The 14,014-nt window shown below is 70.1% G+C and carries 12 protein-coding genes; 3 read left to right on the forward strand and 9 right to left on the reverse strand.

Going from position 1 to position 14,014, the window contains the following annotated elements:
- Positions 1–52: 52 nt before the first annotated feature.
- Genes MST3598_RS17210 through MST3598_RS17220 form a run of 3 tightly spaced genes read left to right on the forward strand, consistent with a single transcriptional unit; the run spans position 53 to position 4,260 of the window.
- Complete coding sequence (locus MST3598_RS17210; protein ID WP_231494499.1) at positions 53–2,074, forward strand: glycoside hydrolase family 3 N-terminal domain-containing protein; 2,022 nt, start codon at positions 53–55, stop codon at positions 2,072–2,074.
- A 37-nt stretch (positions 2,075–2,111) separates the two neighbouring features.
- Positions 2,112–3,413, forward strand: a complete 1,302-nt coding sequence (locus MST3598_RS17215; RefSeq protein ID WP_029260685.1) for an MFS transporter — start codon at positions 2,112–2,114, stop codon at positions 3,411–3,413.
- Positions 3,414–3,459: 46 nt separating this feature from the next.
- A complete protein-coding gene (locus MST3598_RS17220) occupies positions 3,460–4,260 on the forward strand; it encodes an alpha/beta fold hydrolase (RefSeq protein WP_096359657.1) in 801 nt (266 codons plus the stop codon).
- A gap of 55 nt (positions 4,261–4,315) precedes the next feature.
- Here MST3598_RS17220 and msrA read toward each other — a convergent pair whose 3' ends face one another.
- From msrA to MST3598_RS17265, 9 genes are all read right to left on the reverse strand, one after another.
- Entirely contained in the window at positions 4,316–4,864 is a 549-nt protein-coding gene (gene msrA / locus MST3598_RS17225; protein WP_029260687.1) for a peptide-methionine (S)-S-oxide reductase MsrA, read from the reverse strand.
- Entirely contained in the window at positions 4,861–5,355 is a 495-nt protein-coding gene (gene msrB, locus MST3598_RS17230) for a peptide-methionine (R)-S-oxide reductase MsrB (protein ID WP_029260688.1), read from the reverse strand. The genes msrA and msrB overlap by 4 nt, the downstream gene beginning before the upstream one ends.
- A 171-nt stretch (positions 5,356–5,526) precedes the next feature.
- Positions 5,527–7,482: a sialidase family protein gene (locus tag MST3598_RS17235; RefSeq protein ID WP_051671234.1), complete on the reverse strand. Its 1,956-nt coding sequence runs from the start codon at positions 7,480–7,482 to the stop codon at positions 5,527–5,529.
- A gap of 183 nt (positions 7,483–7,665) precedes the next feature.
- On the reverse strand, positions 7,666–8,586 hold the full coding sequence (locus MST3598_RS17240; protein WP_051671235.1) for a DUF4862 family protein: 921 nt from the start codon (positions 8,584–8,586) through the stop codon (positions 7,666–7,668).
- A complete protein-coding gene (locus MST3598_RS17245) occupies positions 8,583–9,269 on the reverse strand; it encodes an N-acetylmannosamine-6-phosphate 2-epimerase (RefSeq protein WP_029260691.1) in 687 nt (228 codons plus the stop codon). The genes MST3598_RS17240 and MST3598_RS17245 overlap by 4 nt, the downstream gene beginning before the upstream one ends.
- Positions 9,266–10,201 (reverse strand): ROK family protein, encoded by a 936-nt coding sequence (locus MST3598_RS17250; protein ID WP_029260692.1) that lies wholly within the window; start codon positions 10,199–10,201, stop codon positions 9,266–9,268. The genes MST3598_RS17245 and MST3598_RS17250 overlap by 4 nt, the downstream gene beginning before the upstream one ends.
- The gene (locus MST3598_RS17255) at positions 10,201–11,148 is read right to left on the reverse strand and encodes a dihydrodipicolinate synthase family protein (protein WP_021199494.1); all 948 of its coding nucleotides are present in this window, start codon (positions 11,146–11,148) and stop codon (positions 10,201–10,203) included. The genes MST3598_RS17250 and MST3598_RS17255 overlap by 1 nt, the downstream gene beginning before the upstream one ends.
- A 16-nt stretch (positions 11,149–11,164) precedes the next feature.
- Entirely contained in the window at positions 11,165–11,965 is an 801-nt protein-coding gene (locus tag MST3598_RS17260; protein ID WP_021199493.1) for an ABC transporter ATP-binding protein, read from the reverse strand.
- A complete protein-coding gene (locus tag MST3598_RS17265; RefSeq protein ID WP_051671236.1) occupies positions 11,962–14,013 on the reverse strand; it encodes a dipeptide/oligopeptide/nickel ABC transporter permease/ATP-binding protein in 2,052 nt (683 codons plus the stop codon). Before MST3598_RS17265 ends, MST3598_RS17260 begins: the two co-directional genes overlap by 4 nt.
- Between the last annotated feature and the right edge of the window lies 1 nt (position 14,014).

A 14,014-nucleotide genomic window follows, 5' to 3' on the forward strand; every position in this document is an offset into this window, starting at 1 on the left:
GCACCGCCCGCCGTACCCGAAAGACCCGCCGTACCCGAACGAAGGAGTTCCCGTGAGCGCGATCGCGCACCCGTACCAGGACCGCACCCTGACCGTGGATCAGCGTGTCGAGGACCTGCTCACCCGAATGACGCTCGAGGACAAGGCGGGACAGATGTTCCAGCCGATGGCGACCCTCGGCGACGACCTCGACGCCCCCGGCCTGTTCGGCTCTCCGTCGATGCGCACCATCATCGACCGTGGCATCACGCACGTGAACATCCTGCAGGCCCCGTCGGCGCGGGAGATCGCCGCATGGCACAACGCCCTGCAGGAGGAGGCCCGGCGACGCGGCCTCGGCATCCCGTTCTCTCTGTCGAGCGATCCGCGCCATTCGTTCTCGAACAACCCGGCCGCCGCGCTCATCGCCGGCCCCTTCTCGCAGTGGCCGGAGTTCCTCGGTTTCGGCGCCATCGACGACCCCGAGCTCACCCGCCGCTTCGCCGAGGTCGTGCGTCGCGAGTACCTGGCCGTCGGCATCCGCACCGCCCTGCACCCGCAGATCGACCTCGCCACCGAGCCGCGCTGGGCGCGGGCTTCCGGCACGTTCGGCCAGAGCGCGGAGGTGACCGGGCGTCTCGGCGTCGCCTACACGCTCGGGTTGCAGGGCGACGAGCTCGGAGCCGAATCGGTCTCGGCCATGGCCAAGCACTTCCCCGGGGGCGGCCCCCAGCTCGACGGCGAGGATCCGCACTTCTCATACGGCCGCGAGCAGGTGTACCCGGGCGGACGATTCGACCTGCACCTGCAACCGTTCCGCGACCTGCTGGCCGCCGGCGTCTCGCAGATCATGCCCTACTACGGCATGCCGATCGGCACCGAGTACGAAGAGGTCGGCTTCGGCTTCAACAAGCAGATCATCCAAGGCCTGCTGCGTGACGAGCTGGGCTTCGACGGGATCGTGTGCACCGACTGGGGCATCCTGTCCCGCACCTTCTGGGGTGTGGAGTCGCTCACCTACGACGAGCGGATGATGAAGTCGCTCGATGCCGGTGTGGACCAGTTCGGCGGTGAGTTCAACCCGAAGGCTCTGATCGGGCTCGTGCGGGCGGGCTCGGTGCCCGAGTCCCGGCTCGACATCTCGGTGCGCCGGCTGCTGCGTGAGAAGTTCCGTCTCGGGCTGTTCGACGACGCACGGTTCGTCGATGTCGAAGCTGCGGATGCGATCGTCGGTCGGGAAGACGCCCGCGCCGCCGGACTCGAGGCCCAGGCACGTTCACTCACGTTGCTCACGAACGGCGGCGGGGCGGCGCATCTGCCGCTGCAGGGGCGCCCGACCGTCTACGTCGAAGGCCTCGACCCCGTCGAGCTCGCCGGCTGGGCCGATGTGGTCACCGACCCCGACCGCGCCGACGTCGCGATCGTGCGCACCGACGCCCCGTGGGAGCCGCGCGGCAACGGGGCCGGCATCGAATCGTTCTTCCGCGCCGGATCCCTCGAGTTCCACGACGACGAACTCGCGCACCTGCGCGATCTGGCCGCCCGCGTGCCGCTCGTGCTCGACGTCTACCTCGATCGTCCGGCGATCCTCGCCCCGCTTCTCGACGTCGCCTCGACGATCATCGCGAACTACGGCGCCTCCGACACCGCGCTCGTGAATGTGCTGTTCGGCGCGGTGGAGCCCCAGGGGTCGCTGCCCTTCGAGGTGCCGTCGTCGATGGAAGCCGTGGCGGTGAGCCGCCCCGACGTGCCGTCGGACACGGTCGACCCGTCGTTCGCGTTCGGCCACGGCCTCCGGTACCTCGACTGGTCGCCTGCCGCACGGCCCGACCCCGCGTCCACGACGATCGAGATGGCGGATGTCGCCGCACCCGGCGGACGCTTCGACCTCACCAGCGCGACCGTCGCCCAGGTGCTCGCCGACGCCGAGGCGCTCGCGATCATCACCGAGCTCGTCCCGGAACTGCCGGGCAACCCCATGCTCGCCGCGGCGCAGAACATGCCGCTCGACACCGTCCTCGGCTTCGCCGGCGCCACCCTGCCGGCCGAGACGATCGACACGCTGCGCTCCCGCCTGGTGGCGCTCCCCGCCTGACCCCCGTTCTGCCCGACCCGAGAGGACCACGACGACGATGTCTGGAACGCCCGCAACCCCCGAGAGCACCGTCCCGATCACGGAGACGACGTTCATCCGCACCGCCGCCGGCAACGACGACCCGCCCCCGCCCCTCAAGGGGATCCGGCGCCTGCTCGGCTGGATCATCCCCGCCAACCTCGGCATCTTCCTGATCTGGGGCGCGGTCCCCGGCATCCTCCTCCCCCAGCAGGTCACGGTCGCGCTCGGCGAGGAGAACAAGGTCGCCAACCTCGCGATCATCGCGACGATCGGTGCGTTCGCGGCGATGATCGCGCAGCCGATCGCCGGGCAGATCTCCGACCGGACGCGTTCCCGCTTCGGTCGGCGTGCACCGTGGATGATCGTCGGCGTCCTCGCCGGAGGGCTGGCCCTGGTCGGCCTCGCCTTCGCGGACTCCCTGGTCGGCATCGCCATCGCGTGGACTCTGGTGCAGATCGCGTACAACTTCGCCCAGGGCCCGCTCTCCGCCGTGATGCCCGACCGCGTGCCCCTCAAGCGCCGGGGAACCTTCGCCGCCCTCTCCGGCATCGGCCTCATGGTCGGCTCGCTCGGCGGTCAGATCGTCGGCTCCCTGTTCTTCAACAGCATCGCCGCGGGCTACGTGGTCTTCGCGGTCTTCGCCCTCGTCGTCATCACACTGTTCGTCGTGTTCAACCCGGACTACTCGAGCGAACGGATCACGCCCGAGCCGTTCGACCTCAGCGCGTTCCTGCGCACCTTCTGGGTCAGCCCGATCAAGCACCCCGACTTCTTCTGGGCGTTCCTCGGCCGCCTGCTGCTGTTCACGGGCTACTTCTCCGTGACCGGATATCAGCTCTACATCATGACCGACTATCTGCACATCGAGAAGCCCGAGACGGTCATCCCGCTGGTCGGGCTCCTCAGCCTCGCCGGCATCCTGATCTCCACGATCATCTCCGGTCCGCTCTCCGACAGGGTCGGGCGACGCAAGCCGTTCGTGTTCGCCTCGTCGGTGGTCACCGGTCTTGCACTGCTGCTGCCGTGGATCTCGCCGACGATCGAGGCGTGGATGATCATGTCGTTCATCGCCGGGCTCGGGTTCGGCATGTTCCAGGCCGTCGACACCGCACTGATGAGCGAGGTGCTCCCCTCGGCGCAGTCGTTCGCGAAAGACCTCGGGGTCGTGAACATCGCGGCCACCCTGCCCCAGACGCTGGCCCCCGGAGTCTCGGGTCTGATCGTGATCGCATTCGGCTTCGCCGGGCTCTTCCCCGTGGGCATAGTCCTGTCGGTGCTCGGCGCGTTCGCGGTGTGGCCGATCAGGTCGACGCGCTGATCCCGCACCCGACGCCGCCGTCCAGGAACAGGGCCAAGATGGAGAGGTGGCCGTCCCTCTCTCCGACCTGACCAGCATGCCCGAACCCCAGCAGGTGTACGCCGCCGACGGCACACGACTGGCGACCTACACCTGGGGCGAGTTCGACGCCCCCGTCGTGGTGATCGTGCACGGCTTCGCGTCGAGCGCGCGCGACAACTGGGTGCTCACCGGATGGGTACGCGAGCTGACGCGCGCGGGTTATCGCGTGCTGGCACTGGATCAGCGCGGCCACGGCCTCAGCGAGAAGCCACATGACCCCGACGGTTACCGGATCCGCACACTCGTGACCGATGTCGAGACCGTGATGGACACGTACCTCGTCGACGACGCCCTCTACGTCGGCTACTCGCTCGGCGCACGCGTGGGCTGGGAGGTCGTTCGCGAGCTGCCGCACCGCATCGGGCGTGCAGTGCTGGGAGGGGTGCCGGACGGCATCCCCCTGGCGCGGCTCGATCTCGAACAGGTCCGGAAGTACATCGCCGACGGCACCCCGGTGGCCGATCGGACCACGCAGAACTACATCGCGCTGACCGAACGGGTGCCGGGAAACGACCTGCAGGCACTCGTCGCGCTCGCGGAGGGCATGCGGGCGTCGGGCATGATCGACCCCGATCCCTCGGATGCGCCGACGCGGCCGATCCTCTTCGCCACCGGCTCGAAGGACGCGATCATCGAGGGTTCGCGGGCGCTGGCCGCAGCCGCCCCCGACGGACGGTTCTTCGAGATCCCGAACCGGAACCACTTCAACGCCCCGGGCTCGCGCGACTTCAAGGACGCGGCCGTGGCGTTCCTCGCCGAGGCGTAGACCGCTCACGAGAATGGCCCGGTCGGATGCGACCGGGCCATTCTCGGGTTCCGCGTCAGACGGTGGCGGCGGCCTCGTCGCGCTTCGGCAGCACCCAACCCGCACGCGGGAAGTGGCACGTGTAGCCGTTCGGGTACTTGATCAGGTAGTCCTGGTGCTCTTCCTCGGCCTGCCAGAACGGCCCTGCCGGCTCGATCGTGGTGACGGCCTTCGCCGGCCACAGGCCCGAAGCGTCGACATCGGCGATGGTGTCGCGCGCGATCGCCTCCTGCTCGGGGGTGAGCGGGAAGATCGCCGAGCGGTAGCTCGAACCGATGTCGTTGCCCTGACGGTTCAGCGTCGACGGGTCGTGGATCTGGAAGAAGAACGCCAGGATGTCGCGGTAGGTCGTCTTCGTCGGGTCGAACACGATCTCCACGGCCTCGGCATGGCCGGGGTGGTTGCGGTAGGTCGCGTGCTCGTTCGAGCCGCCGGTGTAGCCGACCCGGGTGTCGAGCACACCGGGCTGACGGCGGATCAGGTCTTCCATCCCCCAGAAACAGCCGCCGGCGAGAACGGCCGTCTCGGTCCCGGGCGTGCGGGTGATGGTTCCGGTGTCGGTCATGACTGCTCCTCGGTGGTGTCGGAAGGTGCGGGGGTGTCGGTGGTGGGGCGTGCGAAGAGGGCGCTGTAGCGACCGTACCCCTCTTCCTCCAGGCTTTCGGCCGGGATGAAGCGGAGAGCCGCCGAGTTCATGCAGTAGCGCAGGCCGCCCTCGGCGCGCGGGCCGTCGTCGAATACGTGACCGAGGTGGCTGTCGGCGACGGCCGAGCGCGCCTCGGTGCGCTTCATCCACAGCGAGCGGTCGGTGCGCGTGGTCACGGCATCCGCGTCGATGGGCTTCGTGAAGCTCGGCCATCCGGTGCCGCTGTCGAACTTGTCGGTCGACGAGAACAGAGGCTCGCCCGAGACGACGTCGACGTAGATGCCGTCGTCGTGGTTGTCCCAGTACGCGTTGCGGAAGGGCGGCTCGGTCGCGTCCTGCTGGGTCACCTGGTACTGCAGAGGGGTGAGGCCGCTGACGGCCTCGGGGGTCGTGCCGTAGTCGTTCGACATGATCTGACTCCTTGTCCGACGTCGCTGGCTGCGCCGTCATAGAGGAGAACCGACGAGCGGCCCGTTTTGGTCCCGCGGCCCTGAGAACGGGCTGTGAGTTTCTGCGGGCGGGGAGTTTCTGCGGGCTGGGGGGGTTCCACGGACCGCTCGTCGGGGGATGACGGATGCTCGTCAGCCGCGCAGAGCCACCGGCGCGCCCGCGTGGGTCACGGTGACCGCCGGCGCCGAGCCGTCGGCCGGTGCCACGGTGAACGCGAACTCCGGCGTGTACCATCCGCGGTCGATGTCGGCCTGCGTGAGCGTGCGTCGAGGGGTGCTGCAGTTGTAGGCGTCGTAGGCCGGGAGATTCAGCCATCGGCACGCGGTGGGAGCGAAGCCGGCGGTGAAGGTGTTCGTCGCCGGAGTGACGACCGTCGTGACGCCCGCTGTGCTCACGACCCGCACTCGGAAGCTCAGCTGCTCCCCCACCGTGTACGGATTCGTCGCGACGTCGCGCGGGGCCGAGGTGTTCGTCGCCGTGAGGGTCGCTCCGAGCGCGGAGGACTGCGGAAGGGTGAACGTCGCGGTCGTCTGACTGAGGCGTCCGTCGGCGGCGGTGAAGGCGGCCTGGAGACGCTGCTCACCAGAGACGCCCTGCGGAGCGGTGACCTGCACCTTCACGGTGGCGCTCGCTCCCGGTGCGAGACCGGTGATCTGCGCGGTGGTCGCGGTCCAACCGGCGGCGGTGTGGAAGGTCACGGCGCCGCTGAGCGCGGCCGCCTCCTGATTCGTGATCGTGACCGGGACCGTGGTGGCGACTCCGGCGGTCAGAGCGGTCTTCGGCACCGACAGTGGCGCACACGCCGCGTTCAGCCACGCGTCGTCGAACGAGGAGAACTGCATCGTGTTCGTGTAGCCCGCCTCCCACAGCACCCCCACCCTGCCGTCATCGATCGCCGTCGCGCTGGAGTAGGCGAAGGTCCCCGTCTCGAGCGTGCGCAGACCGGGCCAGGTCTCGCCGTCGTCGCAGGAGAGGCGCACCGCTCCGTTCACACGGTTGCTGTTCGCCCCGTTGGCGGCATTCGTGAAGATCAGCTTCTTCGCGTCGGCGCTGCCCGCGGCGGCGTCCGGATGCAGGCGGGTGATCGAGGCGTTGTTCGTGGGGTCGGGCAGCTCGGCGTCGCGGGTGACCGGACCATAGCTGTGACCGCCGTCGGTCGAGATCGCGACCTTGCGAAGACGCCCGTCGGAGCTGTCTCGCGAGTTGAGCATGACGCGTCCGTCGGAGAGCTCGACGACCTTGTTCTCGTCCATGCCGGTGCCGACGTATTCGCCACGCTGCCAGGTGTCGCCGCCGTCGTCGGAATACACCGAGTACGCCTGGATCGCGGTGGATCCGTCGGCCTGACGCACGGTGCCAGCGTACTGCTGGATGAGCCGCCCGGCATACGCGCCGTAGCGCAGCTGGATCCCCTCGCCCGAAGTGGCGAACGTGCCCTTCACATCGCCCGCGACGGGCGTGTAGACGCCCCCGCTGGTCGTGCCGTTGGAGGTCTTGGCGACGTCGGTGATGAGCCGCGGCGCACTCCAGGTCGCGCCGCCATCGTCGGAATGGATCACGGCCGCTCCCAGAACCTGCCGGTTCGCGTCGTCGTCGCCGTAGGCACTCCCCTGGAACCCCTGGTCCTGGGAGCGCACGAAGAACGCGAAGACCCGACCGCTCTGCCGGTCGACGACGTAGCTCGGGTCGGAGTAGCCGTACTGGCCGCTCCCGGTCTTCCCCGCGGCGATGATCTGCAGCGGACCCCAGGTACGACCGTTGTCCGTCGAGCGGCGCTGGATGATCGAGTTGGGGTTGGGGGCGTCAGCGGCGCTTCCCGGCCGGGCATCCCACGCCGAGAGGACCACGCCGTCGCCGAGGTGGGTGAGCGCGGGGATCCGGTAGAAGTAGTTCGAGGCCGTGCGGTCGGCGCCGATGTTCAGTTCGAGGTAGTCGCCGGGGTCGGCGTTCGGATCGGTCAGATACCCGGGCGCCGGGGCCGCCGAGGCAGCGGCGGCGGGGAGGCTGAGCGCGAGGACCAGCGCTCCGATCGTGCCGCATCGCAGCAGGCGGCGGCTCCGGGAAGGGGGCGAGGAAGGAACGTGCATGGACAGACCTTTCTGTTCGTGCGGAAATATGACGTCTGATGTCAGATTTCAAGTCACTCTAGCGAGGGGTATCCCCACGGACAAGGCCGGATCTCGTCGTCCCGCGAGCGGCGTTCGACTCCTCGGGCTCGCGCGGCGAGCCGTCGACGACACCGCGCCGACGGCTGCCGCCGTTCCCTCCGGTCAGCCTGCGGCGCGCACCACCTCGAGGTTCCGCGCGACCGTGCGCAGGGCATCCGCCGCGGTGGTGTCGTCGGGGCGGCGGGCCGTCTTCAGCCCCAACCACTCGACGTCGCCCGCAGCGGCGAGCGCTGCGGCGACGTGCGCGTCGTCGAGGAGCGAAGCGGATTCCGGGTGGGTCGAGGCGATCGGCAGGTGCGCATCGCTCCATGGGTGGCCATACGGGCTCTGCACCGGGGCGGCCCCTGAGAACGCCAGGCCGACGAGGAGGCCGGACGCCGCCGCCGCCGCGACCTGCGCGGTGACGGCATCCGCATCGCGCAGCTCGATCGCGGAACGCCCCCAGTTGAGCCACACTCCGATCGGCAGTCCCGACGAGCGGATCGCGGCGATCTCGGCGTCCAAGGGCAGGAAACCCTTCTCAGGGACGCGGCCGGGCACGAACGCATCGCAGTGTTCGATGACCAGGCGCGCGCCGGACCAGTCGAGCGCGGCGACCTCCCCCAGCGAGCGCACGAGCGGCTCCATGGCGGCCGTCGCTCGCGGCGCGGAGTGCACCGTCACCACCGCGACGGATGCGGCGCTCTCGCCGTCGATGCGCGCGACGTCGGCGGCGACCCTCCGAAGATCGGCGACCGCCGCCGCGCGCCCCTCCTCATCGGCCGAGGCGAGACCATACCCGGGGTGTGCCCCGACGCGCCCCATGACGAACGGGATCGGGGTGACGGCGAGCGGCACGGCCGGCACGTTCGCGAGGAACCAGGCGTCATCGTGCGGATGCAGGCGCCCCATCCACGGCACCTCGAGTCCGGCGACCCCGGGAAGCGCGCACAATGCGGGCAGCAGCGCGCCTTCGAGCACCGGATCCCAGTGCGCGTGGGCGGGAGAGGCCGGGTAGGCGCTGACGAGGATGGGCGCGGTCATGCGCGTGCTCCCGCGACGGCATCGGCGAACCAGGTGGTGATCGTGGACGGATGCGTGATGGCGGTGCCGACGCACACCGAGAACGCCCCGGCGGCGATCGCGGCCGCGGCGTGCTCGGGTGTGTGGACGCGCCCCTCGGCGACGATCGGGCGGCGGCAACGGGCGGCGATCAGCGCGATGAGCTCCAGGTCGGGCCCGGTGGTCTTCGGGCGCTCGCCGGTGTACCCCGACAGGGTGGTGCCGAGGATATCGGCGCCGGCGGCCTCGGCGGCGATCGCGTCGTCGAGGGAGCCGCAGTCGGCCATGATCAGCGCGTCGGTGTCCGCGCGAAGGCCCGCGATCGTCTCCGCGAGCGTCAGCCCGTCCGGGCGCGGGCGCCGCGTCCCGTCGACCGCGACGATGTCGGCGCCCGCGTCGGCCACGGCCCGAGCGTGCCGGAGCGTCGGAGTGATGAAGACTTCGGCGTCGCCGTCCTTCCACAGCCCCACGATCGGAACAGGGAGGTGTGCCGTCGCGCGGATGTCATCGAGCCCCTGCACGCGGATTCCGGCTGCTCCTCCGGCCAGGGCGGACGCCGCGACCTGCGCCATCGTGCGGGGGTCGCGCATGGCCTCACCCGGGTAGGCCTGGCACGAGACGATCAGTCCACCCCGCAGTCGTTCGAGGGTGTCGGTGAATCTCATGGTCGCCTCCAGGCGGATGCCGCGGCTCCGCGCAGCGGTGCGTCGTCGCCGAGCGCGCCCGGCAGGATGGGGGTGTTCTGCAGCGCATCGATCGCCTCGGCGTGGAAGGCGGCGCGCATCGGAAGCCACCAGGACTCACCGATGTTCGGCACGCCCCCGGTGACCACGATGCGCTCAGGGTCGAGAAGCGTCGCCGCCCCCGCGAGGGCCCGACCCACCGCCGCGGCCGACTCGTCGAGGGCCCGGCGGGCGATGGGGTCCGCGGCCGCAGCTGCCATCGCGACCCCCCGCGCATCGGTGATGCCGGGATCGCCTCCGAGAGACCGGAAGTGCCGATGCATCCCGATGCCGGAGCCGATGGCCTCGAGGTGCCCGAAGCGCCCGCAGGGGCAGCGCAGGTGTGCGGCTCCCGGCACGGGCAGGTGCGCGATCTCCCCCGCGACGTGATGCGCACCCCGCACGGCCCTGTCGTCGAGCACGACTCCTGCACCGACACCGGTGCCGACCGCGACGACGAGCGCACTCGCCGCCCCGGCCGCGGCACCGTGTCGATGCTCTCCTGCCGCGTGCGCGTCGACGTCGTTCTGCACGGCGACGGGAGCGTCGGGGAGCAGATGCGCGCCGAGTCCCGAGCGCACGAGTGCGGCCAGCGGTGTACCCGGCCAGTCCGCGAACGTATCCGTGGCGGAAACGATCGTCCCGGTTCCGGCATCCACGACCCCGGCCGTGCCGATGCCGACGCCCGAAAGGCGCAGCCCGCTGCCGGCGAGGAGACGTCCGGCGAGCGCGACGACGGTGGCGACGACCGCCACCGGCCCCTGGGCCGCCGGCGTCGCGGCCACCTCGGTCCGCAGCAGTGCATCGTCGCGGTCGGCGAGGGCCGCGGCCGTCTTGGTGCCGCCGATGTCGACGGCGAGGACGACCTCGCCCATCAGCCGACGGCGACCGGGAGCAGATGCAGCTCGTCGAGGATGTCGCGGATGCGGGCGACCGCGTCGACGTCGAGCGCCTGCACGGTGTTTGCCATCGTGGCGTGATCGATGATGCCACGGGCGTGCATGGCCGCCTTGAACGCGCCGACACCGGTCGCATCACCCGAGAGGCCCTTCGGCTGGAACACGATGTCGAACAGGCGGTTGATGCGCTCCTGCTCGGCCCGAGCCGTCTCCCAGTCGCCGCTCTTCGCGGCCTCCCACAGTCGCACGTACCCCGCGGCCTCCACGTTCGCGAGCCCGGGAACCACGCCGTCGGCACCGGCGAGGGCCATGGCGTCGACGACGACCTCATGTCCGGTGAGCAGCTGCAGCGGACCCCCTGCGGCATCGTTCGCCGCGATCAGGCGCCGGAACGAGACGTCGTCACCCGAGGAATCCTTCACGCCGTGGATGACCCCTTCGGTGCCCAGCTGCACGAGCAGGTCGATGCCGAGCTTGGAGTGCACGCGCACCGGCACGTCGTAGGCCCACAGCGGGGCGTCGATGGCCGCCGCGATGGTGCGGAAGTGGTCGGCGACCTCGGCTGCCGAGTTCAGTGTGTACAGCGGAGCCGTCGTGACGATCGCCTGGGCGCCGGCATCGATCAGACGGCGGGCGGTCTCGATGATGCGCGGCGCCGTGAGCTCGATCGCGCCGGCGATGACCGGCACCCGACCGGCGTTCGCGGCGACGATCGTGCGGAGCAGCTCGACGCGCTGGTCGTCGGTGAAGTACGCGGTCTCGCCGGTGGAGCCGAGCGCGAACAGTCCTGACACCCCCTCGGCGACCAGACGGTCGACGAGGCGGGAGAGGGAGACGTGGTCGATCGATCCGTCCTCGAGCAGCGGGGTGGCGACGGGCGGGACGACGCCCGCGAAGACGGGGGCGGGAGAGGCAGCAGACATGTGTGTTCCGGTCGTTTCAGTGGTGGGGTTCGAGCAGCGAGGGCGCAGCGCCCAGCAGCGTTCTGGTGTACTCGTCGGAGGGCGCGTCGAACACGCGGGCCGCATCGCCGAACTCGACGACGCGCCCCTTGTTCATCACGGCGATCTCGTCGGAGAGATAGCGGACGGTCTGGATGTCGTGGGAGATGAACACCATCCCGAGGCCGAGTTGATCCTTCAGATCGGTCAGCAGATTGAGGATCTGGGCGCGCACCGAGACGTCGAGCGCCGAGGTGGGCTCGTCGGCGACGATCACCTGCGGGTCGAGCACGAGCGCCCTGGCGATCGCCACACGCTGGCGCTGGCCACCCGAGAGCTGGCTGGGCAGGGCGTCCAGGGCCGATGCCGGCAGTCCGACGAGACCGATCAGGTCGCGCACCTTTCGGCTCCGGGTCGACGGGCTGCCGAGGCGGTGCACCTGCATCGGGTCGAGCAGCGCATCGCGCACCGTCATCCGCGCGTTCAGGGCGGTCGCCGGATCCTGGAACACCACGGAGAGGATGCGGCCGAGTCGTCTGCGCACGGCGGGCGTGAAGGATCGCACCGGCTCTCCCCCGAACACGACCTGCCCGCTCGTGGGCTTCTCGAGGCCGATGAGCACCTTGGCCGAGGTCGACTTGCCCGACCCCGACTCGCCGACGATGCCGAGCGTCTGCCCGCGCTTCACGGTGAGCGAGACCCCCGCCAGCGCGTCCACGTACTGCGGCCGGAAGAGCGAGGAGGCACGGGTCTTGTAGCGGACGTGCACGTCCTTGAGCTCGATGACGGGTTCGCTCATCGTCCTGCTCCGATCGGCTCGACGGGCGCATCGTCGGGATGCGCGGAGTAGTAGTGCTCGGTTCCTGCGATGTGCCGCCGCACCGGGGCGACGCCCGCGTACCGGGCGGGGTCGCTGGAGCGCGGCGCGAAGCGGTCGCCCGTCGGGAAGTCTCGCGGCGACGGCACGACGCCCGAGACCTGATGAAGACGATCGGAACCGGCCTCGATCGAGAGCACCGCGCCGAGGAGCCCCTGCGTGTACTCGTGCACCGGCTGGGTCAGCACCTCTCTGGTCGTGCCCTGCTCGACGACCTGGCCCGCGTACATCACCGTGATCCGGTGCGTGAGCTCGGCGACGAGCGCGAGGTCGTGCGAGACGAACAGGAGCGCGAATCCGAGCTCCTTCTGCAACCGCATGAGCAGGTCGACGACCTGCGCCTGCACCGTGACGTCGAGGGCCGTGGTCGGCTCATCGGCGATCACCAGTCGCGGGTTCCGGGTGAGCGCCATGGCGATGAGCACGCGCTGCCGTTGGCCTCCCGAGAGCTCGTGCGGGTACGAGGCGAGGGTGCGTTCGGGGTCGAGACCCACGAGCTCCAGCAGCTCCCTGGCGGTGCGGGTGCCGCCGCGCGACGTGAGCTGCTTCATCTGGGAGCGGATGAGCATGGCCGGATTGAGGGAGCTCAGCGCGTCCTGGTAGACCATCGCGATGTCGTGGCCGCGCAGCGCGTTGCGCTCCTTGGGTGCCATCTGCAGCAGGTCCTCGCCGTCGAACAGGATGCGCCCGCGGATGTCGGCTTTCGGATCGAGCAGGCCCATGATCGCGAGCGAGGTGATCGACTTGCCGCAGCCCGACTCCCCCACCAGCGACATCGTCTCGCCGGGGCGCACCGTGAAGCTGACGTGGTCGACCACGTCCACGTCGCCATGACGGGGGAACGAGATGCACAGATCCTGCACGTCGAGCAGAGGCTTCTCCTCCGCCGTGTACACCAGGCGGTCGGTGCGCGAGAGCTCGCGCTGACGGAGCTCGGCCAGTCGCTCGGCGAGAGGAACGGCCTCGGCGCGCGGCACCAGGGTGTCGGGCACCCCGCTCGGAACGGAGAGGTTCACCGCCGTGTCGACGGTGGGGATCACGTGGGTGTCGTCGGGGATCGCTGCGACCTCGAGCTCGTGCGTGGACTCCTCGGTGCCCGCGGCATCCGCGGTGATCTTGCGTGCCCGCGGCGACACCATCGCATCGGTCATCCCCTCCGAGAGGATGTTGAGGCACAGCACCGTGAGCATGATGAGGATGCCGGGGAAGAAGGTCGCCCACCACGCGCCGCTCATCAGCAGATTGCGGCCGGCGGCGATCACGTTGCCCCACGACGGCTCGGGGTCGGGAACCCCGGCCTGCAGGAACGACAGCGAAGCCTCGAACACGATCGCGTCGGCGACGAGCACGGTCGCGAACACCAGCACGGGGGCCATGGCGTTGCGCGCCACGTGGCGGACGATGATGCGCGGGGTGCCCGCGCCCATCACGCGCACGGCCGAGACGTAGTCCTCGCCGTACTGGTCGAGGATGTTGGCGCGGACGATGCGGGTGAGCTGCGGCACATAGAGGAACGCGATCGTGAGCACGAGCACGGGGAGCGACTTGCCGAACACCGCCACGAAGACGGCGGCGAGCGCGATGCCGGGGAACGACATCACGACGTCCATGACGCGCATGAGCGTCTCGGAGATCCACCTCGGGGCCGTGGCGGCGATCGTCCCGAGCACGCAGGCAGCCAGCAGCGCGACGAGTGTCGCGCCGATGCCGATCACGAGCGAGTAGCGGGCACCGAAGACGAGACGGGAGAAGATGTCGCGGCCCTGACGGTCGGTGCCGAACCAGTGCTCCGCGCTCGGCGGCTGCACCGGAGTCCCGGACGCCAGCGGGTCGAAGGGCGCGATGAGCGGTGCGAAGATCGCCGCCAGCCCGATGATCGCCAGCACGGCGATGCAGATGATCGATCCGAGGGACAGCCGGCCCCAGCGGAAACCGGGAACGGAGAGACGTTCCGTGAGTTTGCGTCGCATG

This window comes from Microbacterium sp. TPU 3598, from assembly GCF_002356155.1.
Lineage (GTDB): Bacteria > Actinomycetota > Actinomycetes > Actinomycetales > Microbacteriaceae > Microbacterium > Microbacterium maritypicum_A.

What these genes read in the sequence shown, in the direction of transcription:
- MST3598_RS17255 (WP_021199494.1), bottom strand. Translation starts at nt 11,148, where the DNA reads ATGTCTGCTGCCTCTCCCGCCCCCGTCTTCGCGGGCGTCGTCCCGCCC.
- MST3598_RS17215 (WP_029260685.1), top strand. Translation starts at nt 2,112, where the DNA reads ATGTCTGGAACGCCCGCAACCCCCGAGAGCACCGTCCCGATCACGGAG.
- MST3598_RS17245 (WP_029260691.1), bottom strand. Translation starts at nt 9,269, where the DNA reads ATGAGATTCACCGACACCCTCGAACGACTGCGGGGTGGACTGATCGTC.
- MST3598_RS17240 (WP_051671235.1), bottom strand. Translation starts at nt 8,586, where the DNA reads ATGACCGCGCCCATCCTCGTCAGCGCCTACCCGGCCTCTCCCGCCCAC.
- MST3598_RS17265 (WP_051671236.1), bottom strand. Translation starts at nt 14,013, where the DNA reads ATGCGACGCAAACTCACGGAACGTCTCTCCGTTCCCGGTTTCCGCTGG.
- msrA (WP_029260687.1), bottom strand. Translation starts at nt 4,864, where the DNA reads ATGACCGACACCGGAACCATCACCCGCACGCCCGGGACCGAGACGGCC.
- msrB (WP_029260688.1), bottom strand. Translation starts at nt 5,355, where the DNA reads ATGTCGAACGACTACGGCACGACCCCCGAGGCCGTCAGCGGCCTCACC.
- MST3598_RS17250 (WP_029260692.1), bottom strand. Translation starts at nt 10,201, where the DNA reads ATGGGCGAGGTCGTCCTCGCCGTCGACATCGGCGGCACCAAGACGGCC.
- MST3598_RS17260 (WP_021199493.1), bottom strand. Translation starts at nt 11,965, where the DNA reads ATGAGCGAACCCGTCATCGAGCTCAAGGACGTGCACGTCCGCTACAAG.
- MST3598_RS17235 (WP_051671234.1), bottom strand. Translation starts at nt 7,482, where the DNA reads ATGCACGTTCCTTCCTCGCCCCCTTCCCGGAGCCGCCGCCTGCTGCGA.